Source organism: Sporosarcina sp. resist (assembly GCF_014302295.1).
Taxonomy (GTDB): domain Bacteria; phylum Bacillota; class Bacilli; order Bacillales_A; family Planococcaceae; genus Sporosarcina; species Sporosarcina psychrophila.
The window spans coordinates 2,301,834-2,327,085 of record NZ_CP060287.1; the positions used below are offsets into that span (position 1 = coordinate 2,301,834).

The following is a 25,252-nucleotide window of genomic DNA, read 5'->3' on the forward strand; positions in this document are numbered from 1 at the left end:
TAAGTGATGACAAAAGTAATTAAAATAGGCATTATTGGCAGTGGTGGAATTGCAGTCAGTCATGCAAAAGCTTATCAAGCAATGGCAGATGTTCAGATTGTAGGGGTGGCAGATGTTGTACCAGGAAAGGCACAGGAATTCATTAATAACTTAGCGATTGAGGATGCCCAAGCATTTGAAAATCATAAACAAATGCTCGATCTAGATATAGATGGTGTTAGTATTTGCACCCCAAATATTTTTCATCATATGACAAGTATTGATGCATTGCAAGCCGGAAAACATGTACTTGTCGAAAAGCCTTTAGCAGTCACACTTGATCAAGGAATTGAAATGGTTCAAGTAGCGAAAAAGACAGGGAAAATGCTCTCTGTTGGTTTTCAACCACGATATGATCCAAATATGCAAAAGGTAACAAACATTGTTCAGTCTGGCCAGCTTGGAGACATCTACTATGTAGAAGTAGGGGGAGGACGCCGTCGCGGGATGCCAGATGGCACGTTTATTAATAAAGCATTGGCGGGTGTAGGAGCTATGGGTGATATAGGAACATACTCGCTTGACTTAGCGCTAAATGCATTAGGTCATCCAAAGCCGCTAACAGTCTCGGCATATACATCGAATCATTTTGGGAAGAATCCGATTTATCATCCTGAAGCGGATAAGTTCGAAGTAGAAGATTTTGGTGTTGCCATGATTCGTTTAGAAGGCGGTATGGTACTTAACTTTAAAATATCTTGGGCAATGCATATGGATACATTAGGGCCTACGATTTTTCTTGGAAAAGATGCTGGTTTAAAGTTAATGCCTGCAGGTAGTGGACCCTGGAGTGGGGTTTGGGATGGAGGAATTGGATCAATTAGCATGTTTCATGATGTGGATAGTCATCAAACAGAAACAGCTATTCCTCTACAAGTACATGACATCAACATTTTTGATGCGAAAGTACGCGATTTTGTTGTTGCTATCAAAGAAGATAAACCTGCACCAATTCCAGGGGAAGAAATCCTAATCAACCAAGCAATCATCGATGGTATTTTCAGGTCTTCTGAAAAAGGGAAGGAAGTAGATATTCATATTCCAGTATTATAAATTGGATCCGTTATAAGGCCACTATTTAGACGAATTAAAGAACTTAAGAGAAATATAGACTGCCTTTTTCCTAACAGTAACAGGATATAAGCAGTCTATACTTCTAAAATAAATGTATTAGTTTACAGTTATTTCAGCACAAAAGTTAACTACCTATGCGACTAAAATTGGGAGGGAAAATAATTATGAAATTAGGAGTCTTTGCAGTACTATTTGCGGGGAAAACATTTGAAGAAATGCTAGATTATGTGCAAATAGCTGGATTGCACGGGGTAGAGATTGGTACAGGTGGATATCCAGGTAATGCCCATTGTAATTTAGATGAATTACTTGGGAGTGAAGATAAAAGAAAAGAATATATTGATCACGTGCATTCACGTGGTTTAACCATTAGTGCGTTTAGTTGTCATGATAATCCTGTTTCGCCCAATAAAGAAATTGCCCGAAATGCACATGAGACATTTACCAAAACGGTAAGATTGGCAAAATTATTAGATGTGCCTGTTGTTAATACCTTTTCTGGGACACCCGGGTCTCATCCAGATTCGAAATATTCAAATTGGCCAATATCTCCATGGCCATCGGAATATTCTGATATTTATAAATGGCAATGGGAAGAAAAGTTGATTCCTTATTGGAAAGAACAGGGTAAATTTGCCGAAGATCATGGTGTAAAGATTGGCTTAGAGCTACATGGTGGGTTTTCAGTTCATACACCATACACGATGCTGAAATTGAGAGATGCTACAAACAATTCTATCGGTGCTAACTTGGATCCGAGTCATCTCTGGTGGCAGGGTATTGATCCAGTAGCAGCGATTAAGATTTTGGGTAAAGAAAATGCAATTCATCATTTCCATGCAAAAGATACTTTTATTGACCAGGAAAATGTAAACATGCACGGATTAACTGATATGCAGTCTTATGGAGAGGTACAAAGTCGAGCATGGACATTCAGGTCTGTTGGATGTGGGCATAGTATTCAAGAGTGGTCAGATATGATGAGTACTCTGCGAACATATGGGTATGATTATGTTGTGAGCATTGAACATGAGGATCCATTGATGTCGATTGAAGAAGGATTTTCGCGCGCAGTAAAGAATTTGAAGTCAGTCTTAATTGAAGAGCAACCTACTGATATGTGGTGGGCATAGAATATTTTATCGCAAGCATTATTTTAGACTAAAGATTTAACTAACATATACCAAAATTTCTAGACTAGCCCCGCTATACTACTATAGAAGGAGATGCTTATTATGAAAGTTGGTTTAAGTTCTTACAGTCTATATGGAATATTGAAAAGTAAGGAAATGTCAATTATTGAGGCGATCCAATGGGTAGCTGATCAGGGGGGAGAGCATATTGAAATTGTCCCGAATCTTGGTTTTAAACTTGAAGATAATCCAGCATTAGTTGATGCTATTCGAGAGAAAGCTAGTGTTGTTGGGATTGATATTTCTAATTATGCGATTGGAGCTAATTTTATCACAGAGGGTGAAGAAGCTTTTCAAACAGAAATTGAGCGAGTTAAAAAAGAAGTAGATATTGCTAATCGTCTTGGGATAAAATTCATGCGCCATGATGTAGCGTCACTACCTATTTCCGACTCAACAATCAAACAATTCGAATCTGACTTACCTAAGCTAACAAAAGCTTGTCAAATAGTTGCAGATTATGCTAGGAAATATGGAATTACAACTAGTGTAGAAAATCATGGCTTTTTTATTCAAGCAAGTGATCGAGTACAGTCGTTAATAAATCATGTAAATCGTTCTAACTTTAAAACAACATTAGATGTTGGGAACTTTATGTGTGTAGATGAAGATCCAGTATCTGCTGTTAAGAAAAACATCTCATATGCATCTGTAGTACATATCAAGGACTTTTATCTGAGACAAGCACATCTTTATCCTGGAGAAGGCTGGATGCAAACAACATCAGGTAATTATTTAAGAGGTTCAATTGTGGGTCATGGGGATATTAATATGAGAGAAGTTATCAAAGTTATTAAAGAGTCAGGTTTTAACGGCTATATATCAGTTGAATTTGAAGGAATAGAAGAGTGTAAACAAGCTTCGAAAATGGGTATGGATAATGTACGTCGTTTATGGGACGAAGCTTGAATAGAACAGTGTATAAAGCAATAGAAGATCACTGAGAGTTCAGTTGGAAATGTTAAGAAAAGTATTGTAGGTACTGCTCCTGTAATTAGTCAATGCAAGAAGGGATTGTGAGTCGTAAAACTTCACCGAATGACATTCTATTGAAATAACTTAGTTTGTTAAAGTAATAGAAGAGAGTGAATTTTGAGGTGTATCAAAAATAAAACAAATTGTTTAAGCTCATTGGCAGATGTGTCAGCAGATAAGGAAATTTTTGATCTACCTATTCATAAAGCATCTGCTCATTTAAATGAAACAAGGTTAGAAATGCTGGTTGTTAGAGTGGAAATAATTGAATTGCTAGAAGCAGCGCCATACGAGAAAAAGGCCATTTAACAAGCCAGCCAGTGGCGCCACAGTTCAATCAATTCAAACTTGCCATAACGCAGAAAATCCCTAATTCGATTTCCGCTAAACCAGTGATTACTATAGAAGGAATAAAATCAAGTTAATGGGGGAGTTATATTGACTATAAATGTAGGGATTATTGGAACAGGTTACTTCAGCATATTCCATGCAAAGATTTTATCGGGTTTAGCAGGTGTCAAAATAACAGCTATATATGGGACAAGTATAGAAAAAGCGGAGTCAATGGCATCAAAGTTTACGCATGCGAGAGGGTATAACAATTTGGAAGGTATGCTGGACGCCATTCACTTGGATGCTGTCTATATTTGTGTCCCGCCAATGGCACATGGAGAGATAGAACTGGAATTAATTAAGCGAGGAATTCCGTTTTTTGTGGAGAAACCATTGAGTCAAGACAATGAAACACCTTTAACTATATTTACGGAGATCAAACAAAAGTCTTTGCTTACATCAGTAGGCTATCATTATCGCTATAGTGATTCGATTTCGCATTTAAAAAGTATTCTAAATGACCAGAATATCGGTATTGTCCTTGGGCAGTATATGGGGAGTATGCCAAAAGTGCCGTGGTGGCGATATCAAGCTAGTTCCGGGGGACAATTTATCGAACAGACAACGCATATTGTCGATTTACTTCGCTATATTTGTGGGGAAGTCGAAGAAGTTTATGCGGTATTTGGTAGCCAGATTCTTTCTACGCAAGACGAATCTGTCACAGTTGCGGATGTAGGAACGGTAACCATGAAACTACGTAATGGGATTGTAGCTAATATATCGAATACTTGTATACTCCCAGAAAGCGTTGGGAAATCGGGAATCACCTTATTTACAAATCAAGGAATGGTAGATTGGTCACCCAAACGTTTAGAGATTAAGATGAAAGGGTCTACAGCAGACTATATCGACACGGTTAATCCTTATCAAACAGAAAATGAAGTATTTATCAATGCAGTACGCACAGGTGACCCATCTAGAATTTTGTCAGACTACGGAGATGCTTATAAGACGCATAAAGTAACCACGGCTGCGTTAGAATCGGCAGTAAAAGGATCACCTGTGAAATTGAGCAATGCATTTTGAGTTAAAAAATAGATGATTGCTATGTATCGATAAAAAACAACAAAGAAACTCCTCTATAATTAGATAGACAATCGAAGAGGGGGATTTTGATAGATAAAGGAACTATAAGTTTTTCGATATGGAACAGTGTCTATGTCCATCTGTCGGCTTCTTCGAGTTGCCTAAGAATTGATGGCAATGGACAAGATTGCCCTTTCCATCAATTCCTCCAGCGCTTTCGCAATGAGGAGCGATTGAACGGCATCCCTCCTTATTGCGAAAGGATGTCGTGAACTAAGGCTACGTTCAAATATAACGGTGCCTTACGACTTACTTAATTTAAAGTTGACGTTGCAGAATAGCTTCAATTGCTAATCCAACACCATCATGTTCATTTGTTGTTGTGATTTCAGTGCAAGCAGCTTTAATTGCTGCTGGAGCATTACCCATAGCAACAGCGCGTCCTGCACGTACCATCATTGATAAATCATTATAACTATCACCGATTACCATAACATTTTCCATTGAAATCCCTTTACTCTTGGCGTATTTTTCAACTGCTATTCCTTTTTGTGCATTGATATTTGTAATCTCGAGGTTTCCCGCTCCAGATGAACTGATAGCAAGTCCAGGCAACAACTGAAGTGCTTCTCTAGCTTTATCCAAATTCAGTCTATTAAAGGACGTTCCAAATACTTTATATATTTCACTTCCACGTTGGTTTATCAGCTCTTTGTAAGAATCAACTTGGCGGATATAACCTTGTTCTACTCTATCCATTACTTCTTGTCGAATTTTATCTACGACGGGGATCTGGTTAGCTGCCTCAGCAAGTTGAATGAAAGTATCGATTTGATCTTCAATACTATTAATATAAATGAGCGTATCAATATATAATTGATAATCGATTGTGTGAGTATCTAAAATAGATGTGATTTTTGTGATGTCATTTTCGACTATATGGGTTGCGGAAATCAATTCCCCAAATGCATCTCTAATTTCTGCGCCATTAAGACAAATGTATGAAAGATTCAATCCACTATCCCTAACAGGACCATAGGCTTCTGAGAAACCTCTTCCAGTAGCGATTACAACCTCAATTCCATTTGACTGCGCAGCTAAAATTGCTTGTTTGTTTCTAGTACTGATGCTGTGGTCAGGGCTTAATATTGTTCCATCCATATCAATTGCAATTAGGTGTATCATAATTGTCCCCTTTCTTATACATAGAGACTGATAATACCAATGAATGCGATAAATATCAACTTGCCTGTTCGACAGAGTTTTTCTTGTCCTAGCGAAATAATTATTATCAAAATTAAGAAGCTTCCAATGGAATGAATGAAATGCCTGACAATGAATTCATGAATTAGTATGGAATCTATAGTGAATCTAAATAAGCCAACTTAACGGGTAGTTTTGAGATAACCATTGATGAATTTTTTGCAAACTATGTTCGTTTGTAGGAAAATGGAAATCGTGCAAAGAATCACTGGGGAAGCTTCAATCGATTTGGAATTTGTCTAATTGCAGCAGATACTAGTTCTATATTTGATTTATAGAAAAGAGATTACATTGCTCAGCAATTGGGTGAATAGTAGAACGGTTTGGCTCGAATTCATGCGGCCAAAGGCAATTGGAAAAACATCAAAGAAAAATTGAACTTTTCACACTCAAACAATGCTGTCTGTCTATTCTACTAAAGAGATAAGTGGTAGTATTAATGCTAATGAGCGAAGCGTGTAATGATAATAATGGTTAGCCTTTCGAGCATAAATTGAGAAGCTAATAAATATCAACTAGTTAAAGCGGTTTCCTGTCATGAAAAAACGATTTGATTGGTATTATAGATTAATGTGTTAGAAGTAACATAGGGATGTTATTTATCTATAAATCTATAATAATAGGAGGCTTTAATATGCGGCAAGGCACATTCCAGTGGATGAAATCAGTAAACAAGTCCATTATATTAAATAAAATAAGGACGGACGCACCCATCTCTAGAGCGCAAATTGCTAAAGAGACTAAATTAACGCCGCCTACGGTTAGTAGTAATGTGAAAGAGTTGATTGAGCAAGGGCTTGTAAAAGAAAGTAAGCTTGGTGAGTCTCAAGGTGGCCGTAAGCCAACGATGCTCTTAATCAATAACCAAGAATTTTATGTAGTAGGAGTAGACGCGGGACCGGAAATGATAGAGTGTATCCTCACCGATTTGTCGGGAAAAATTTTGAATCGGACTTTAAGTAAGTTGACTACACCACTAACAAACAACCAATTTCTCATTATTTTAAAAGACTGTATTCACAATTGTATAAAAGACATACCCTCAACTAGTAAAAAAATTATTGGTATAGGTATAGCTATGCATGGAGTTGTGGACGTAGAAACTGGTACATCATTGTTTGCTCCTATTTTAAGTCTGACAAATGTTCCGATTAAAGAAGAATTGGAAAAAGAATTTGAACTAGAAGTTAAAGTAGAAAATGATGCACGCGCTATGGCGTTAGGCGAATCTTGGTTTGGAGATCACGGTGAATTAACGAGTATGTTAGTTGTGAATATTGGACGGGGTGTCGGCGCGGGCCTGATCATTGATGGGGATTTATACCACGGTGCACAAGATATTGCAGGTGAAGTGGGACATATGACTATCGATTTGAACGGAGAAATTTGTGAATGTGGTAATCGCGGTTGTTTGCAAACGTTCACAACGGGTCCCGCGATTGCTAGGCGAGCAATGAAGAGCATATCCCAAGAACTTATCACTGCAGAGGAAGTCTATGAATTAGCTATTAGGGGTAATGAAGAGTTTGTGACGTTATTAAAAGAAACTGGAAGAGTTATTGGAATAGGTTTAACAAATTTAATACATATCATTAATCCGCAAAAAATTGTACTTGGTGGTGGGGTAACAAAAGCAAAAGAATTTATTTTACCAGTCATACTAAAAACGATTGAAGAATGTGCATTGACACCACGGGCAAAGCAGACTGAAGTAACCATAACTAAACTGGGGGATGATGCAACACTTATAGGTGCTGTGTCTTTGCTTTTAGTTGACGTATTTGACCCAAATTGAATATATAATTAAACTAGAATATAACGTATAGCGGTTAGCTTGGCTAGTAAATTTAAATGAAAGAAGTGCAAGAAAACACTCAAATTACTACGTTGTTAAGCCGTTAAAGTAAATTTGAGCTAGATAAGTATCTGGTACTCATTTAATAGTTATTGAAGAAGTATGCTAATCTCTTATGTCCTTAGCGACATAAGGGATTTTTTAATGAGAGCATTTACATACAAATATTTTTTGTATTCTGTATAGACGGAATAATCCATGTATGTTATTATTGGAAAAACGTTAAGTAAACATTTTACTTACTAGATTTACTAAAGGTTTACTTGAATGCGAAAGCTTATTTATTGAGCAGCTAAAAAGAATGTGTGGTGAAATATATTTTGGGTGCAGATGGTCACACTCATGCGAATTGAACGCTATAAAAATACAGAAATTCGGCGGCAAGTGATTTTGTAGGTATGGAAAAATATGAGAACGAGTAATGAAACGTATTGTACAGATTTATAATTGGTTTCTCTAAAGTACTCTATTCTTGTGCATTGCGAAGTGCGAAGTGCGAAGTGCCAAAAAGGCATGTTTACTTGTTTGAGTTATTTGAAAAATAATATACCAGTTTGAGAGATAAGTAGAGGAGGTAATCGATTTGAAGAATTATAAAACTGTTTGGATTATTAGTATGATGCTCGTACTTAGTGTGTTATTAGCAGCGTGTGGTGACGTAAAAGAAAGCGCTGACATTATTGATGGAGTAGAAAAAGAGGCGACAGAAGGATCGTTAAAAGATGTATCACAAGTTCTGAACTTGATTGAAGTAGCGGAAATTGCATCTGCTGACTCAGCAATTGCTGAAGACGCAATAAGCACTAAGGTACTCAATAACGTAATGGAAGGACTATACCGTGTGAATCAGGAAGGATTACTAACGCCAGCTATGGCTGAAGCGGAGCCTGAAATCAGTGCAGATGGAATGACGTATACGTTCAAAATTCGTGACGCACAATGGTCCAATGGAACACCTGTAACTGCGCATGACTTCGTATATGCATGGCAACGTGCTATCGATCCTGACATGGCTTCACCTTACGGACCGTATTTGATGGCGGGCATGATTGAAAATGCGACTGAAATCGGAGAAGGTGAGATGGAAGTAGCAGACCTTGGTATTAAGGCAGAAGACGATAAAACGCTTGTTGTTCAACTGGAACGCCCAGTTGCTTACTTCCTATCTCTTACTGCTTTAGCGACATTTTTACCACTTAACGAAGAATTCGTAACTGCCCAAGGTGACAAATATGCTGCTAGCTCTGATGCAATGATTTATAATGGTCCATTCTCATTGGGAGATTGGGACGGTACAGGTAGCTGGAAATACGTTAAAAATAACACGTATTGGGACGCTGCTTCTGTAAAACTCGATGAAATCATTGTTGATATTATTAAAGAAACAGCTACGGCAGTAAAATTATATGAACAAGGCAAGAAAGATCGTGTAGTACTGACTGCTGAGTATGCAATGCAATATGCCGATGATCCAAACATTATCAATGAGGTTGAAACGGCCGTATTCTATTTCAAAATGAACCAAATGCGTGATGGTAAACCAACGCTGCTTGCCAACGCTGACATTCGTAAAGCGATTGCAAGAGCATTCAATAAAGAAGAACTTGCAGAAGTGGTCTTAGCGAATGGTGCTGAAGCTGCTAACTTCCTCGTAGCAAATGACTTCGTGCTCGATGAAAACGGTAAAGACTTCCGTGATTACAGTAAGGATTTCACTGTTTACGATGTTAAAGAAGCTCAAGCTTTTTGGGAAAAAGGACTAAAAGCACTCGGGACAGATAACGTAACAATCGAGCTTCTTGGTGGAGACGCTGAAAGCTCTAAGAAACAACAAGAGTGGTTCAAGTCGGAACTTGAAAGAAATCTACCAGGTTTAACAATCAAACTAAAAGAAGTTCCTTCGGCAGTGCGTCTGGAACTTGATGATACTAGTGATTATGATATCCAAGCAACAGGGTGGGGCCCTGACTTCCAGGATCCAATTTCATTTATGGAATTGTTTGTAACGGGAAGCCCGCAGAATAAAATGGGTTACACAAACCCAGCATATGACGCACTAATTGAATCTACAAAAACAACTTATGCTAATGATCCAATCAAACGTTTTGAAGTATTTGCGGAAGCTGAAAAAATTCTACTTGAAGATGATGCAGCAATTGCGCCGACGTATCAACGCGGAGGAATGTTTCTTAGGAATCCAGCTGTAAAAGGGATTGCTATCAATCCCTTCGGAAGCGATTTCAGTTATAAGTGGATGTATATCGAAGCGGCCGGGAAGTAAGAAGCGTAAAAGAATTCTTTTACTCATTTCCTTGTAATAGTAACTTGAGGAGCGTCTTAGTTTTTGGCAACAGTTGTAGTGTAGTTTTTGTGGAGGGGATTATTTACTACTAACACTCTATATAGACAGAATAATGAGTGTCTGTTAGTATAAAAAACATTAGTAATAGTTTTACTTGTAATTTTACTTGGTTTCAGAGTCAGATAGAAAAGTAGATGAAGAGATTGTGTGGTGAATTATGTGGCATATGCATTGGGTGTTGATATTGGTGGTACAAAAATTGCGACCGTGATAATTGATCAATATGGAGAAATATATAAACGTTCAGAAGTTGCAAGTGATCCATCAGATAAAGAAAAGATGTTTGAGCAGGTCATTAAAAGTATTGAAATGGTGTTAGAAGGTTCAAAAATACATCTTAAAGACATCAAAGGTATGGGGGTTGGTGTACCAGGAAAAATAGATCGTGAGAATGGGATTGCGGTTTTTCAAAACAATTTACCTTGGAGGGACTTTCCAATTGTAAGTCGGTTGCAAGATTACTTTTCTTTTCAAAACATTGTAATCGATAATGATGTATATATGGCTACATTTGCAGAATGGAAAGTATCAGATACAAATAAACAGGATACATTTGTATATTTAACAATTAGTACAGGAATTTCCTGCGCTATTATTCATCAAGGCTCGTTTATGCGCGGGAATGGTTTTGCGGGTGAACTTGGTTTGTTTCCAGTTTTGGCAGGATCATCATTAAATGGAATCGAAAACTTGGAAAAGTCAGCATCTGGCCCAGCTATAAAAAAAATTGCGGAAAAGCGATTTAACAATCCAAATCTAACAACAGGCGAATTTTTCTCGAAATATGAAGAGAATGATGAAGATGCAATAGTGTTAATGAATGAAGTCGTCGGATCTTTAGCGCATGGTATTTATTCAATTATATGTTTGTTAGATCCACACAGGATTGTACTTGGTGGTGGAGTTATTAATAACAATACTCTTTTATTAAATTTAATAAAAGAGTCATTGAAACAATACTTAATCCCTGAACAACAACATATCCTAGAACGCTTATTTACAAGTAAATTAAAAGGAGATTCAGGGATTGTTGGTGCAGGTTTAAAAGGGATTGAGTAGTTAATTAGCAACTATAGAAAGGGGAGCGATAAAGTATTGGGAAGTATATTTTAGCGAATTTAGTAATGTTTAAGTCGAAAAGGGAATGAAATATGGGGAAAAGGGGTTTTTAAAAATGAGGAAAATTGTAGGATTACTTTTTGGTCTATTTTTACTCGTTATTCTTGGAGCTTGTGGAAGTAATAGCGAAGGTGCTAAAGCTGATAATGAAATAACTTTGTGGTATTGGAACAGAGGACTTGATGAAAGTGTTTTGGAGAAAGTGAAAGAAGAGTTCCCGGAAGTTGAGTTTAAAGCTCAGAAGTTACCACCAGGCGGTGATTATAAAACGAAATTGAGTTCTTTATTAGCATCTAAAAATAGTGATGATGCGCCTGATATGGTTTTAATGAACATCTGGGTTTCGGAGTTTTTACCCCATGCTGATCGATTTGTAAATTTATATGATTATGGTGGGGAAGAAATTGAAGAAATATATCCTAAATGGAAAACAAGTCAAGCTATCACTGGTGATGGAAAGACAATGATAGCGGTCCCAGTTGATACATCTCCAACAGGTTTCTTCTATAGAGAAGATGTTTTCTCACAAGCAGGAATAGCTAATTCACCAGAAGAATTATCAAAGAAAATGAGTACATGGGATGGCTATGTGAATGTGTTAACAGCACTTAAAGATAAAACAGACGGATATGCTGTTTCTTCAATTAAAGACGCTTTTTCTGGCCAAGTTAATAAACTAGATCAGCGCGTCTTTGATGAAGAGGACAACTTTATTGGTGACCAAAAACATATTAAAGAAATTTGGGATAAAGTAATTGAATTAAATGAAAAAGGACTTGTTTTTGGTAATATCGAAGAACAGTCACAAGAGTGGAATGCGGCAATTAATAATGATGAACTTGTTGGTTATGATGGACCAGTTTGGGCAAAGGACATACTAATTGATGCAACGCCGGATACTGCAGGTAAGTGGAAGGTTTCCAGATCACCAGTTAGTGATGGAAATGATGGTGGGTCATTCCTAGCAGTATTAAATTCATCGAAAAATCCTAAAGTAAGTGCAGAAATCGCTAAATTTATTAATTCGACTGATAATCAAGTTACTTCATATAAAAATTTGAGTTTATTTCCAGCAGAAATAAAAGCATTAGAGAGTGATGAGATTAATCATGACGAAGAGTTCTTTGGCGGTCAAAACACAACGGAAATATTTGCTGAATCTGCTAAAAATGTAAAAGAAGCATATAGAGGACCTAAAGAATCTATTGTGTTTACAGCGTTTAGGGACGAATTAGATTTAGTTAAAATAAAAAATAAAGATCCTGAAAAAGCGTGGAAAGATGCTCTCGCTAAAATAGAACGGGACCTCGGTCTGTAATATTTAATAGGGGGAATAGCCATTCCTCCTATTAAAATATAAATTCAGGTGGTGAGTTAAAATCGGGATTAACAATAGTCAAGTAATTAAAAAAGATACATGGAAAGAAATAAAGAAGAATAAAGGAGCCTATTTACTAATATCACCATTTTTCTTGATTTTTTTAGTATTTGGTGTATTCCCACTTTTATTCTCTATTTACCTTGCACTGTCTAGTTGGGACGGAATAGGAACGATGGAATTTGTAGGGTTACGAAACTTCGAATTTCTAGTTAAGGACTCCCTATTTTGGAAGTCGATTGCAAATACACTTATCATTTGGTTTTTATCAACACTACCTATGATAATTTTAGCTCTAGTTATTGCATTTTTGTTAAATTCAGCGTTTGTTAAGTTTAGTGGATTCTATAAGACTTTGTATTTCCTACCAAACGTAACAGCAATTGTAGCTGTTGCAATCGTTTTCAGTGTAATATTCGCACCAAGTTATGGGTTAATAAACTATTTTGTTACCTTACTTGGATTTGAAGCCATTGATTGGCATAATAATTCGGCTGGGGTGAAACTAGCTATTTCCGCTATGATTATTTGGAGATGGACAGGATATAATGCGATTATTTTTCTTGCTGGTTTACAAAAGATATCCGGTGATTTATATGAAGCTGCTAGAATTGATGGGGCAAATTCATTTGAAATTTTTACTAAGATAACAATACCATTATTAAAACCAGTTCTATTATTCGTTGTAATTACTTCTACTATTGGTGGAATGCAGACCTTTGTAGAGCCACAACTACTCGTAGGTAATTCTGGAGGAGCTGGGGGAGAAGGGTTAACAATCGTTTTATACCTTTATCAACAAGCGTTTGTGAAAAACCTTTATGGTTATGGTTCAGCAATCGCAATCGGGTTATTTGTAATAATAATGCTATTTTCATTGATTAACTGGAAGGTTATACAACGAAAAAGTTGATAAAGATAAAAGAGGTGAAATAATTTGACTAAAATGAAGAAAATAGTATTACATGCAAGTTTAACCTTAGGAGTTATTATATCAATATTTCCATTCTATTGGTTAATAGTTATGGCAACGAATGATTCAAGTGCAAGTTTTAAATTTCCACCTGTTTGGACATTTGGAGATCAACTCTTTGTAAATATCCAAAAGGTGTTTGCAGAAGTTGACTTTTTAAAATCAATTGCTAATACAATTCTTGTTTCAACGATATCAACAGTATTAGTTTTGTTCTTTAGTTCATTAGCAGGATTTGTTTTCGCTAAATTTGATTTTCCTGGTAAGAACAAACTATTTGTATTTACGCTTGCTACGATGATGATTCCGGCTCAACTATCTCTAATTCCAATGTTTATTATGATGCAACAATTTGGTTGGATTGATAGTTATAAAGCTTTAATAATTCCGGGACTTGTTAGTGCGTTTGGGATATTTTGGGTCAAGCAGTATGCTGAGGGAGCAATTCATGACGATCTATTGAATGCAGCGAGAATCGATGGTTGTGGTATTTTCAGGATGTACTGGAGTATTGCATTGCCAGTTCTAAGGCCAGCATTAGCCTTTTTAGGGATATTTACTTTTATGGGCGTATGGAACGACTACCTATGGCCGCTAATTGTATTGAATGACCCCTCTAAATACACATTAATGGTCGCTTTAGCAAATTTAAAAGGATTACATCAAACAGATGTTGCAGCTGTTATGACTGGAACATTACTAGGGACATTACCGCTGATTATATTATTCTTAATTGTAAGTAGACAATTTATTTCGGATATTGCAGCAGGAGCAGTTAAAGATTAAAAAAAGAAGGATGAGTAGACTTTGAAAAAGACAAAAGCTGTATTAATTGGTGCCGGTGACAGGGGAGCTAAAGCGTACGCTCCTTATGCCAACGATTATCCACACGAATTAGAATTTGTAGCTGTTGCTGAGCTAAATCCTGAGAGAAGAAAGGCGTTCGCACAACAGTACTCACTTTTAGAAAACCAATGTTATGCCACGTGGGAAGAGATGCTAGAAGCTGACATCGATGCAGATATAGCTTTCATCTGTACATTGGATAGGGAACATTATGAACCTACAGTAAGAGCAATCGAAAAAGGATACCATGTTTTACTAGAAAAACCTATGTCACCTGATCCTAAAGAGTGTATTTCCATGGTGGAGATTGCAAAGAAACATGATAAACTGCTAACGATTTGCCATGTTCTTAGGTATACACCATTTTGGCAAAAAATCAAAAGTATCATCGATGAAGGGAAGATAGGGGACATTGTTTCGATTCAATTGAATGAAAATGTCGAAGTTATGCATATGTCACACAGTTTTGTACGGGGAAACTGGAATAATAGTGATATATCTAGTCCAATGATTTTACAAAAGTCATGTCATGATATGGACATCTTAATGTATTTGATGGATCAGAAATGTAAGCATGTCAGTTCCTTCGGATCGTTGATGCATTTTAAGGAATCAAATGCGCCTAAAGACGGCCCTTTACGTTGTTTGGATGGATGTCCTATCGAAAACGACTGCGCATTTCATGCTGGGAAATATTATTTAGGTGAAGGTAAAGGTTGGGCGAAAAAGTTTACAACAGATCATTCGCGAGAAGGTATTATTCATGCGTTAAATACAACGTCATATGGAAAATGTGTCTATCGATCGGATAATAATGTTGTCGATCATCAAGTAGTCAATCTGGAATTTGAAAATGGGGCTACAGCTACTTTTAGTATGTGTGGATTCACAAGAGAGCAAACGAGGATTGTACAAATCATGGGCACAAAAGGTGAAATTAGAGGGAAAATGGATGAAAACTTGATACCTGTATTTGATTTCCTAACAAAAAATGAAACAATTACGAAATTGAATGAACCAAGTAGTGGCCATGGTGGTGGCGATGAAGCCATTGTTAGAGACTTTTTACAAGAAGCAAGAAACTACGATGGAAATGAAAGCAAATCATCCGCTGCTGTATCACTTGAAAGTCATTTATTAGCATTTGGGGCCGAAGCTTCAAGGCGACAAAATGGTAAAGTCATTCATATTGCTAATTTTGCTAACGAAGCTCTCTAACTAAAAAATAAAGGGGTTGCTTATTGTGTCGAATTTAATAGTACAAGGAAAAAGTCTATACATAAACAACGAGCCCATACAACTTATCTCTGGTGCAATCCATTATTTTAGAATTGTACCGGAATACTGGGAAGACCGTTTATTGAAGTTAAAAGCATGTGGTTTTAACTGTGTCGAAACATATGTACCATGGAATTTACATGAGCCAAAAGAAGGTGAATTTAACTTTGAAGGAATTGCTAATATAGAGGAATTCATTCGGATAGCAGATCGTGTAGGATTGCATGTCATTGTTCGCCCTAGTCCATACATATGTGCAGAGTGGGAGTTTGGTGGTTTGCCTGCTTGGTTATTAGCGGATAGTAATATGAGATTTAGGTCATATCATGAACCGTATTTAGAAAAAGTTGATAAGTATTATGACGTTTTATTAAAAAAACTAGTCCCATATTTAACAACAAATGGCGGTCCCATTATTGCGATGCAGATTGAGAATGAATATGGGAGTTATGGAAATGATAAAAAGTATCTTACGCATATAAAAGATGCGATGCTTATAAGAGATATAGATGTATTATTATTTACGTCTGATGGGCCAACAGATTCGATGCTCCAAGGTGGTTCGGTTGAGAACGTTCTTGCGACAGTTAATTTTGGATCTAGACCAACAGAAGCGTTTAACAAGTTGCAAGAGTATTTCCCGAATACACCTAATATCGTCATGGAGTACTGGAATGGGTGGTTTGATCACTGGGGCGAAGAGCATCATCAGCGGGACCCAGCTGAAACCGCCGCAACTTTTTCGGAGATGCTTGAACGTGGGGATTCGGTTAATTTCTATATGTTCCACGGAGGCACAAATTTCGGTTTTTACAATGGTGCCAACTACGGTGATGAATATCAGCCGACGGTTACGAGTTACGACTATGATTGTCCAGTAAGTGAGGCAGGTGATATCACACCTAAATTCCATGCAGTACGTAAGGAAATTGCCAAGCATAAAGACATTGGCGAATTAATATTACCTGAATCAATCCCTAAAATGAATTATGGACCTGTTACAATGACGGAGTCAGTTCAGTTATTTGATGCACTAGAAATGATTAGTAAGCCAATCCAAAAGGCAAACCCGGAAACAATGGAGAAGTTGGGCCAAGATTATGGATTTACACTTTATCGTACGTTTTTAGAAGGCCCAAAAGAAGAAGCGGCATTAACAATCCAAGAAGTCCGTGATCGTGCGCTGGTATTTGTTGATAATGAGTATAAGGGAGTCATTGATCGGTGGAAAAATAACACCATTTCATTTGCAGTACCTAAAGAAGGTGTACAAATCGATTTACTAGTTGAAAATATGGGGCGTATTAATTATGGCCCTTTGATGAATGATCCAAAAGGAATTACAGAAGGTGTTCGGTTTGAACGACAATTCTTATTTGACTGGACGATGTATCCTTTACCAATGGACAATCTTCAATTACTGTCGTTTAAGGAAAACAATGAAAAGACTACTGGGCCTGCATTTTACAAAGGAACATTTAATGTAGAAGAGATTGGCGATACTTTTGTGGAATTACCTGGGTGGACAAAAGGATTTGTCGTTGTTAATGGATTTAATCTGGGCAGGTACTGGGAAGTTGGGCCGCAAGAAACATTATACTTGCCAGGTCCGTTAGTAAGAAAAGGTGAAAATGAAATTATTATTTTTGAATTACATGGAACAGCGGCTCCTAAAGTCTCGCTAATAGACACACATAAACTAGGCTAAATCATAGGACAGTTGCTAATCTGTTCTATGACTATAAATACTGTATGATGTATATATTGTAGGTAATCTACTAAATACGGTAATTATAGAAATGGAAAAGGTGATTGAGAGTGGCAACGATTAAAGATATAGCAGAAAAAGCGGGTGTCTCTTCTGCAACAGTTTCTCGGGTGCTTAATTATGATGCAAGCTTATCGGTAGCAGATGAAACGAAGAAGAAGATATTTGAAGTAGCAGAAGAATTATCATACCGAAAAACTTCGTCAAAGAGGTATGTCGATCAAAAGGTCGCTGTTGTGCATTGGTATACGGAAAAAGAAGAATTAAATGACCTTTATTATTTATCAATAAGGCTTGGAATCGAAAAACGATGTAAAGAAATTGGTATGAAGCCAGAAGTATATTTTTTCAATAATATTAAAGATATAAAGGCTGCTGAAATAGAGGGTATTATTGCTGTTGGTAAATTTAGCGAACAACAAGTTAAGGAATTAACAACTATTAATCCAATGGTTGTCTTTGTCGATTACAGTCCTAATGAAGATAAATATGATTCAATTGTCATTGATTTTGAAAAAGCTACAAAGAAAATAATCGATTTTTTCCTTTCCACTGATCATCGTAAAATAGGATTTATTGGCGGGAGAGAATTACTGAAAGGCCAGACCGAACCTATAGAAGATTTAAGGGAAAAGACGTATAAATCCTATATGTGGGAAAATGGACTGTTTGATGAACGATTTGTCTATGTGGGCTCATTTTCAGTTGAAGATGGCTACAACTTAATGAAACAAGCTATAGAAGACTTAGGCGAAGACTTACCGACTGCCTTTTTTATGAGTAGTGATGTTATGGCCATTGGTAGTTTAAGAGCACTTCATGAGGCTAATATAACAATCCCAGACCGGGTCAGTATTATTGGGATAAATGACATGACAGTTTCGAAATATATGTACCCATCATTAAGTACGATTAGAGTATATACGGAAGTTATGGGTGAAACAGCTGTAGATACATTATTAGAACGACTAGAAGGCAGAAAAATAGCGAAGAAAATACTTGTTTCGACCAAACTTATTATTCGCGATAGTGTGAAAAAGTAAGGGAAGTATTCATTGAAGAAGTGGAGGATGTTAAAATGTTTAATCTAACTTCAGACCAAATTAAGGAAAGCAATGCGGTACATACGACAAGGGAAATACATCAACAGCCAGTTGTATGGAAGGAACTGGTTACAGATTTAGTAGAGCAGCAAGAAACTTTAAAAGGATTTCTTACATCCATTTACAAAAAACATGATACTGTTCGAGTTATTTTAACTGGTGCCGGTACATCTGCATTTGTTGGCGACACTTTAGTTCCAGAATTAGCACGACAAAATCAACAAAACGTCCAATTTGAATCAATCCCAACAACTGATATTGTCTCCAATCCAACAGAATACTTATTTAAAGAGATACCAACAATCTTGGTGTCATTTGCACGGTCCGGTAATAGCCCGGAAAGTGTTGCGACTGTTACATTAGGGCAAGAGATTGTTACTGACTTTTATCAAGTTGTTATTACATGTAATAAGGATGGACAATTAGCGAAAAATATTCAAGGCGATGACAAAAGTATTACGCTGTTAATGCCTGAAAAAGCAAATGATCAATCATTAGCAATGACAAGTAGTTTCACGAGTATGACCATTGCTGCTTATGTGTTGTTTACTGAGGATGTCTTTACGAAAGACGTAGCAACACAAGTTATTACTAGTGCGGAACAGTTAATTGAAAGACTAGGGAACACTGTTGATGAAGTATTGGGATTTGATTTTGAACGAATTGCATATTTAGGTTCAGGTTTACTTGCTCAACTGTCACATGAAGCAGCTTTAAAAATGCTTGAACTCTCCGGTGGACAAGTTGTTGCAATCCACGAATCATCACTCGGATTCCGTCATGGTCCGAAATCAATTTTGAATGACAAATCAGCAGTCGTTTTATTCATGTCACAAGATCCCTATACAAGAAAATACGATCTGGATATTTTACAGGAATTAGCGGCAGAATCTGGCATGAAAATTGTAGCACTTACTGAAACGAAGGATGAAGAAGTTGAAAAACTAGCTGACTGGGTTATTTCAGTAAATACTGGCACAGAATCACTTTCAAGCGACTTCCATCTTGCATTATTGTATATCATTTTCGCCCAAGCTCTAGCATTGAAAAAATCAATTCAATTAGGAATCACACCAGACAATCCGAGTCCGGATGGAGCGATTAGCCGTGTCGTTAAAGGTGTTACTATTTACGACTATAAAAAATAAGTTATCCAGTTATCAAATCGATTCAATTCATTAATGGAATAACTAGGGGGAAAAGTGATGGGATACGTACAAAACACGAAAGAAATGCTCATTAAAGCTAGAAAAGAAGGGTATGCTGTTCCTGCTTTTAATATTCATAATCTAGAAACAATCCAAGTGGTCATTGAGGCAGCAGTTGAATTAAGATCGCCCGTCATCCTAGCGGCGACTCCTGGAACGATGGCTTATGGTGGTCGTGAATATATTCAAGCAATTGCTGAAGTAGCAGCAAAGAGCAATGATATACCAATTGCATTGCACTTAGATCATCATGAAACAGTTGAATCGATTGTAGAATCGCTTGAGTTAGGTGTAAAAGCGGTCATGGTGGATGGATCACATGGTACTTTTGAAGAAAATATTGCTCTCTCTAAAAAAGTAGTAGATGAAGCTCACAAATATGGTGCGACTGTCGAAGCTGAACTAGGGAAATTAGTTGGGCAAGAAGATGATATTATTGTTGAAGCAGCAGATGCAGCGTATACAGATCCAGATACTGTACAAGAATTTATTGAGAGAACAGGTATTGACTCACTCGCTGTTGCGATTGGCACAGGTCACGGCCTTTATGAGACTAAACCGAATCTTGACTTTGATCGTCTAGAAAAGATAAAAAACTTAGTAGAAATTCCAATTGTGCTTCATGGTGCTTCGGGAATTTCACAAGAGGATGTTCGAACATGTATTTCACTTGGTTGTGCAAAAGTAAATATTTCGACGGAGCTAAAGATCCCGTTCTCTGAAGCATTGCGCACGTATTTAATAGAAAATCCAAATGAAACAGATACAAGAAAGTATATGAAACCAGCTAAAGACGCTATGAGGAACGCAGTTAAAGAGAAAATAATCATGTGCATGAGTGACGGAAAAGCATGACGATGTGGAGTGAGGGAATATTCTCACTCCATTTGAGTATACAGGGGTAAACTTTGTAATGTATTATTGAGGATGGAGTGGTATACGATGATATTAACGATTACATTAAATCCAGCAGTAGATATTAGTTATAAGCTTGATAACTTATTGCTTGATACGGTAAACAGGGTCGAAGATGTATCTAAAACTGCGGGCGGAAAAGGGTTGAATGTAGCACGGGTATTGCAACAACTAGGCGAAGATGTCGCTGCATCGGGCTTTTTAGGTGGTAGCTTAGGAGATTTCATTCGTACGCAACTTGCGGTAATTGGAATTCAAGATTTTTTTGTTCCGATAGATGGTGAAACGCGCAATTGCATAGCTGTAATCCATGAAGGAAAACAGACGGAGATATTAGAAACTGGCCCAGTAATATCAGTAGGTGAAGCGGCACTTTTTTTAGATAAATTTACTGAATATGCAGAACAGGTTGAGATTGTAACACTATCTGGAAGTCTGCCAAAAGGCTTGCCGACGGATTTTTATGTTGAATTAGTGAAGATTTGCAACCAATATGATACCCAGGTTTTACTAGATGCGAATGGGGCTTTATTAACAGCACAAGTAGCAAGTGAACATAAGCCTTATTTAATTAAACCGAATGAGGAAGAACTTGCAGATTTACTTGGTCAAACGTCTCTTGATGAAACACAAATTATGGAAGCGCTAGAATCAGCGCTGTTTGCAGATATCCCTTGGGTTGTTGTCACGCTAGGCGCGGATGGCGCGATTGTGAAAAATAACAAGACCCTTTACAGAGCAAAGGCCCCTAAGATTAAGGCGATTAATCCTGTAGGTTCTGGTGATTCCGTAATTGCGGGGTTTGCTGCGGGAATAGCCCGTGGTTTAGAAGATGCAGCCTTAATCAAATATGGACTATCAATTGGTGTTCTAAATGCGCTGGAAGAAAAAACGGGTCACATTAATGCAGAAAAAGTAGAGTGGGCTGTTGAGCAGATGTTGGTCGATAGAATCGAAAGAGGATAAGTGTGATTGTGCATAATTGAATGAGTGTCGATTTATATTGCAATACTAGACTGAACGTATGGAAGGAAGTTATTCTTGGGAAACTTATATTTAATTAACGCTACACTAGTTTTGGAAGATAGTGTATTGCACGAAGGGTTTATACATATTAAAGAAGAAAAAATCGAGTCTATTGGTGTGATGGGAGATTGCCCCTCTTTGGCTACGGCAGATCGAGTAATCGATTGTAAAGGGAAACAATATGTGATTCCAGGTATGATTGATATTCATGTTCATGGAGCGGCAGGATTCGACTTTATGGATGGTAAACAGGAAGCTTTTGAAGGAATAGCGCTTGCTCTAGCAAAAGAGGGGACAACCTCATTCCTGGCAACAACCATAACGAATCCAGTCTCTTATACTAGTGAAACGCTAAAAAGTCTTGGGAGATATCGAGTAGAAAGCAATGATCCGGGAACCGCGGAAATGCTAGGTATTCATTTAGAAGGCCCTTTTATTAATAAAACACAAAAAGGGGCCCAACCAGAAAATGCTATTATTACGCCGGATGCTAATTTATTTAAAGAATGGCAGGAATTATCTGGATGTTCTATTAAAATCATCACATATGCGCCGGAGTTGGACAACGATTTTGAACTTCTAACTGAACTTAACAAAACCAATGTGATTCCATCGATGGGTCATACAAATGCATCCTATGATGAATCAGTTCATGCCATATCACACGGTGTTAGCCATGCAACGCATTTGTTTAATGGCATGAAAGGAATGCACCATCGTGATCCTGGAGTTGTTGGAGCAGTTCTTTTACAGGACGATATCCATGTTGAAATTATTCCAGATGGCATTCATTTTCATCCGGATTTAATGAAACTCATTGTGAAAATGAAAGGGCTTGAAAAAGTACTAGTCATAACTGACGGGATGCGTGCGAAAGGGATGCCAGATGGGGAGTATGATTTGGGCGGCCAGGAAGTGACTGTGCGCGACGACAAATGTTTATTAACGTCGACTGGTTCTTTGGCTGGAAGCATAGTGACGATGAATAGCGCTAGATTGAACCTCGCCAAGTGGCTAGAGTTGTCTATCCATGAACAACTGCAAATCACCTCAATAAACCAAGCGAATCGTTTAGGGCTATCAGGACGAAAAGGATCATTAATGACTGGTAAAGATGCTGATGTTGTTGTTCTAGGGCAAGAAGGTTCAGTCGAGTTGACAATTTGTAGGGGTTCTGTAGCATATGAACGTAGTGGTGCATTCAAATGACTTTGGGAGGTTATTCATGTGGCGTGGCAAGATGGAGCAGCAAAATGGTTTAATTATGGTGATTTAGAAGTTGCACTAAAGCAACAACTTCTGGTTGAAAAAAACAATAAAGAATTACTGGAAGATTGTTTTTATAAAAATCTCTCATTCGGCACGGCCGGCTTGCGCGGAGAACTGGGGTTTGGTACGAATCGGATGAATATCTACACTGTTAGGAAAGCGGCACTTGGGCTTGCTTTATATATAAAAAGCTGCGGGGAGGTTGCAGAAAATAGGGGCGTCGTAATTGCTTATGATCCGAGGCATCAATCTGCGGAATTTGGTCTTGAAGTGGCGAAAGTCCTTGGGTTTAATGGCATTCGTTGTTATTTGTTTGATGAACTTCAATCTACTCCATTGTTATCCTTTGCAGTGCGGGAGTTGAATACGTTTTCGGGCATTGTCATTACAGCAAGCCATAATCCATCAGAATACAATGGACTGAAGGTATACGGAGAAGATGGTGGACAAGTAACTTTAGAAGCCGCAAATGCGATTACTGCTCATACGGAGAGTATTAATGATCTATTTTCGGTTGAGGTCGCGGAAGAGGCTATTCTCTTAAAAGAGGGATTGCTTACTTATTTGAATCATGAAATGAGCGACCGGTATGTATTGCATTTGAATGGAATACTTTTAGGCGGAGAGCCGGATAAAGGTCTATCGATTGTATATTCTCCACTTCACGGAGCAGGGGGCAAATTAGTTAGTAGAGGACTAGAGGTAGCAGGCTTCTCGGACGTAACCATAGTTAGTGAACAGGCAATTCCAGATCCGAATTTTACAACCGTTAAGTACCCAAATCCGGAGGAATCACAAGCCTTCGAAATGGCACTTACATATGGCTATAAAGTGAAAGCGGATCTACTCATAGCTACTGATCCAGATGCAGACCGAATGGGAGTTGCAGTACGGGATTTAGAAGGAGAATATGTTTTTTTAACAGGTAATCAGATTGGTGCATTACTATTAAATGCATTGTTGGAAGATAAGTCGGACCGCGATACAATGCCGAAAAATGGTGTTGTTTTAAAAACAATCGTCACATCAGAACTTGGTAGGGCGATTGCAGACAAGTATGGTGTTAAAACGATGGACGTCCTTACAGGGTTTAAATTTATAAGTGAAAAAATCTTAGAATTTGAAGAAACTGCAGAGTCAACTTTCTTATTTGGTTATGAGGAGAGCTATGGCTACCTGATTGGCGATTTCGTACGGGATAAAGACGCTGTCCAAGCATCGGTTTTAATTGCTGAAGTGGCCGCTCGTTATAAAGCAAAAGGCCAAACATTATTGGATGGACTACACGAACTGTATGAAGAGCACGGCTTTTATCAAGAAAGTTTGGAATCAATAACGCTAAGAGGGAAGACTGGAATGGCGAAAATTGATGAAATCGTGAATTATTTCCGGTCGACATCATTTGTAAAAGAGTTTACCAAACCCCTTTCAATCATTGAAGATTATTCATCTGGACATTTTGTTAACGTTGAAACGGGGGATCGGCGGCCACTCAATTTACCTATCGCGAATGCTCTTAAATTTATATTGTCTAATGGTGCATGGTTCGCCATCCGTCCATCTGGAACAGAACCGAAAATTAAGTTCTATTTTGGAGTGAAGGGCGAAACGCAAGTTGAAAGTGATGAGCTTTTAGCAGCATTAAAAGAAGCAGTCATGACGATTGTTGAAAGGTTAACTATTGACTTATTGTGAGGAAATTTTTAAATGAAGAATGTTGAAATGGAATCGCCTACTGGTATTGTTAAAGGTATTTCTACAGGTGCCGATTTTTCAGGTCGGAGAAATCTCACTAATGAACTACTAGATAATGTCTTATTGGTAGCGGGGATAGTAAGGGAATTTTCAAAATTGATTTTGTGAACCGTGTTGGAGAATCTTATTTAGGTATGAAAGCAATTCAGGATGCGCATTCTTCCTATTTCGGAAAAACCGAAAGATTCCGAAGTATTCTTGCTGGTCAGCATTTACTTTCTGACGTAAATCCAAATGAGTAGTTGGGAAGTATAAGAAGAATAGGAATGAGAATAAGTGAGTCCCTTTCAACCAATTATGGTGTAAGGGACTTTTTTATCTTGTAGGAAATTATAAAATCTCGTACTGATGATGAGTTGTAACGTAGAGATTTCTTTTCAAAACTTCGCATAGCCTCTCGATTCACTTCTATTTTTTTAACCTTTCAGCGC

At 37.5% G+C, this 25,252-nt stretch carries 21 protein-coding genes; 20 read left to right on the forward strand and 1 reads right to left on the reverse strand.

The window, feature by feature from the left end; translation table 11 throughout:
- Positions 1 to 6: 6 nt before the first annotated feature.
- The 5 genes from H7992_RS11290 (at position 7) to H7992_RS11310 (ending at position 4,703) form a co-directional block, all read left to right on the forward strand.
- Positions 7 to 1,092, forward strand: coding sequence for a Gfo/Idh/MocA family protein (locus H7992_RS11290; RefSeq protein ID WP_187047602.1), 1,086 nt, complete (start codon positions 7 to 9; stop codon positions 1,090 to 1,092).
- Between the two features lie 185 nt (positions 1,093 to 1,277).
- Entirely contained in the window at positions 1,278 to 2,246 is a 969-nt protein-coding gene (locus H7992_RS11295; protein ID WP_187047603.1) for a sugar phosphate isomerase/epimerase family protein, read from the forward strand.
- A 102-nt stretch (positions 2,247 to 2,348) separates the two neighbouring features.
- Positions 2,349 to 3,215, forward strand: coding sequence for a sugar phosphate isomerase/epimerase family protein (locus tag H7992_RS11300; RefSeq protein WP_187047604.1), 867 nt, complete (start codon positions 2,349 to 2,351; stop codon positions 3,213 to 3,215).
- Positions 3,216 to 3,398: 183 nt separating this feature from the next.
- Positions 3,399 to 3,590, forward strand: a complete 192-nt coding sequence (locus tag H7992_RS11305; protein ID WP_187047605.1) for a hypothetical protein — start codon at positions 3,399 to 3,401, stop codon at positions 3,588 to 3,590.
- 129 nt (positions 3,591 to 3,719) lie between these two features.
- Positions 3,720 to 4,703 (forward strand): Gfo/Idh/MocA family protein, encoded by a 984-nt coding sequence (locus tag H7992_RS11310; protein ID WP_187047606.1) that lies wholly within the window; start codon positions 3,720 to 3,722, stop codon positions 4,701 to 4,703.
- A gap of 318 nt (positions 4,704 to 5,021) precedes the next feature.
- Here H7992_RS11310 and H7992_RS11315 read toward each other — a convergent pair whose 3' ends face one another.
- Complete coding sequence (locus H7992_RS11315) at positions 5,022 to 5,888, reverse strand: Cof-type HAD-IIB family hydrolase (protein WP_187047607.1); 867 nt, start codon at positions 5,886 to 5,888, stop codon at positions 5,022 to 5,024.
- A gap of 712 nt (positions 5,889 to 6,600) precedes the next feature.
- On the opposite strand from H7992_RS11315, the gene H7992_RS11320 reads away from it, so the two are divergent.
- The 15 genes from H7992_RS11320 to H7992_RS11390 all read left to right on the forward strand — a co-directional run bounded on the left by H7992_RS11320 (position 6,601) and on the right by H7992_RS11390 (position 24,929).
- The gene (locus tag H7992_RS11320) at positions 6,601 to 7,761 is read left to right on the forward strand and encodes an ROK family transcriptional regulator (RefSeq protein WP_187047608.1); all 1,161 of its coding nucleotides are present in this window, start codon (positions 6,601 to 6,603) and stop codon (positions 7,759 to 7,761) included.
- A 643-nt stretch (positions 7,762 to 8,404) separates the two neighbouring features.
- A complete protein-coding gene (locus H7992_RS11325; RefSeq protein WP_187047609.1) occupies positions 8,405 to 10,102 on the forward strand; it encodes a peptide ABC transporter substrate-binding protein in 1,698 nt (565 codons plus the stop codon).
- Between the two features lie 240 nt (positions 10,103 to 10,342).
- Positions 10,343 to 11,242: an ROK family protein gene (locus H7992_RS11330; RefSeq protein ID WP_187047862.1), complete on the forward strand. Its 900-nt coding sequence runs from the start codon at positions 10,343 to 10,345 to the stop codon at positions 11,240 to 11,242.
- A gap of 115 nt (positions 11,243 to 11,357) precedes the next feature.
- Positions 11,358 to 12,620, forward strand: coding sequence for an ABC transporter substrate-binding protein (locus H7992_RS11335; RefSeq protein WP_187047610.1), 1,263 nt, complete (start codon positions 11,358 to 11,360; stop codon positions 12,618 to 12,620).
- Positions 12,621 to 12,855: 235 nt separating this feature from the next.
- The gene (locus tag H7992_RS11340) at positions 12,856 to 13,593 is read left to right on the forward strand and encodes a carbohydrate ABC transporter permease (RefSeq protein ID WP_255428655.1); all 738 of its coding nucleotides are present in this window, start codon (positions 12,856 to 12,858) and stop codon (positions 13,591 to 13,593) included.
- A gap of 33 nt (positions 13,594 to 13,626) precedes the next feature.
- A complete protein-coding gene (locus tag H7992_RS11345) occupies positions 13,627 to 14,439 on the forward strand; it encodes a carbohydrate ABC transporter permease (protein ID WP_187047864.1) in 813 nt (270 codons plus the stop codon).
- A 21-nt stretch (positions 14,440 to 14,460) separates the two neighbouring features.
- A complete protein-coding gene (locus H7992_RS11350) occupies positions 14,461 to 15,717 on the forward strand; it encodes a Gfo/Idh/MocA family protein (protein WP_187047611.1) in 1,257 nt (418 codons plus the stop codon).
- A 25-nt stretch (positions 15,718 to 15,742) separates the two neighbouring features.
- A complete protein-coding gene (locus H7992_RS11355) occupies positions 15,743 to 17,485 on the forward strand; it encodes a glycoside hydrolase family 35 protein (RefSeq protein ID WP_187047612.1) in 1,743 nt (580 codons plus the stop codon).
- Between the two features lie 110 nt (positions 17,486 to 17,595).
- Entirely contained in the window at positions 17,596 to 18,588 is a 993-nt protein-coding gene (locus tag H7992_RS11360; RefSeq protein WP_187047613.1) for a LacI family DNA-binding transcriptional regulator, read from the forward strand.
- Positions 18,589 to 18,623: 35 nt separating this feature from the next.
- Complete coding sequence (locus H7992_RS11365; RefSeq protein WP_187047614.1) at positions 18,624 to 19,796, forward strand: SIS domain-containing protein; 1,173 nt, start codon at positions 18,624 to 18,626, stop codon at positions 19,794 to 19,796.
- A 57-nt stretch (positions 19,797 to 19,853) separates the two neighbouring features.
- Positions 19,854 to 20,711, forward strand: coding sequence for a tagatose-bisphosphate aldolase subunit GatY (gatY, locus tag H7992_RS11370; protein ID WP_187047615.1), 858 nt, complete (start codon positions 19,854 to 19,856; stop codon positions 20,709 to 20,711).
- An 87-nt stretch (positions 20,712 to 20,798) separates the two neighbouring features.
- Positions 20,799 to 21,737: a hexose kinase gene (locus H7992_RS11375; RefSeq protein WP_187047616.1), complete on the forward strand. Its 939-nt coding sequence runs from the start codon at positions 20,799 to 20,801 to the stop codon at positions 21,735 to 21,737.
- A gap of 75 nt (positions 21,738 to 21,812) precedes the next feature.
- Positions 21,813 to 23,006: an N-acetylglucosamine-6-phosphate deacetylase gene (gene nagA / locus H7992_RS11380; RefSeq protein ID WP_187047617.1), complete on the forward strand. Its 1,194-nt coding sequence runs from the start codon at positions 21,813 to 21,815 to the stop codon at positions 23,004 to 23,006.
- 18 nt (positions 23,007 to 23,024) lie between these two features.
- Positions 23,025 to 24,761, forward strand: a complete 1,737-nt coding sequence (locus H7992_RS11385; RefSeq protein ID WP_187047618.1) for a phospho-sugar mutase — start codon at positions 23,025 to 23,027, stop codon at positions 24,759 to 24,761.
- A 12-nt stretch (positions 24,762 to 24,773) separates the two neighbouring features.
- Positions 24,774 to 24,929 (forward strand): hypothetical protein, encoded by a 156-nt coding sequence (locus H7992_RS11390; protein WP_187047619.1) that lies wholly within the window; start codon positions 24,774 to 24,776, stop codon positions 24,927 to 24,929.
- The last annotated feature ends 323 nt before the right edge of the window (positions 24,930 to 25,252 follow it).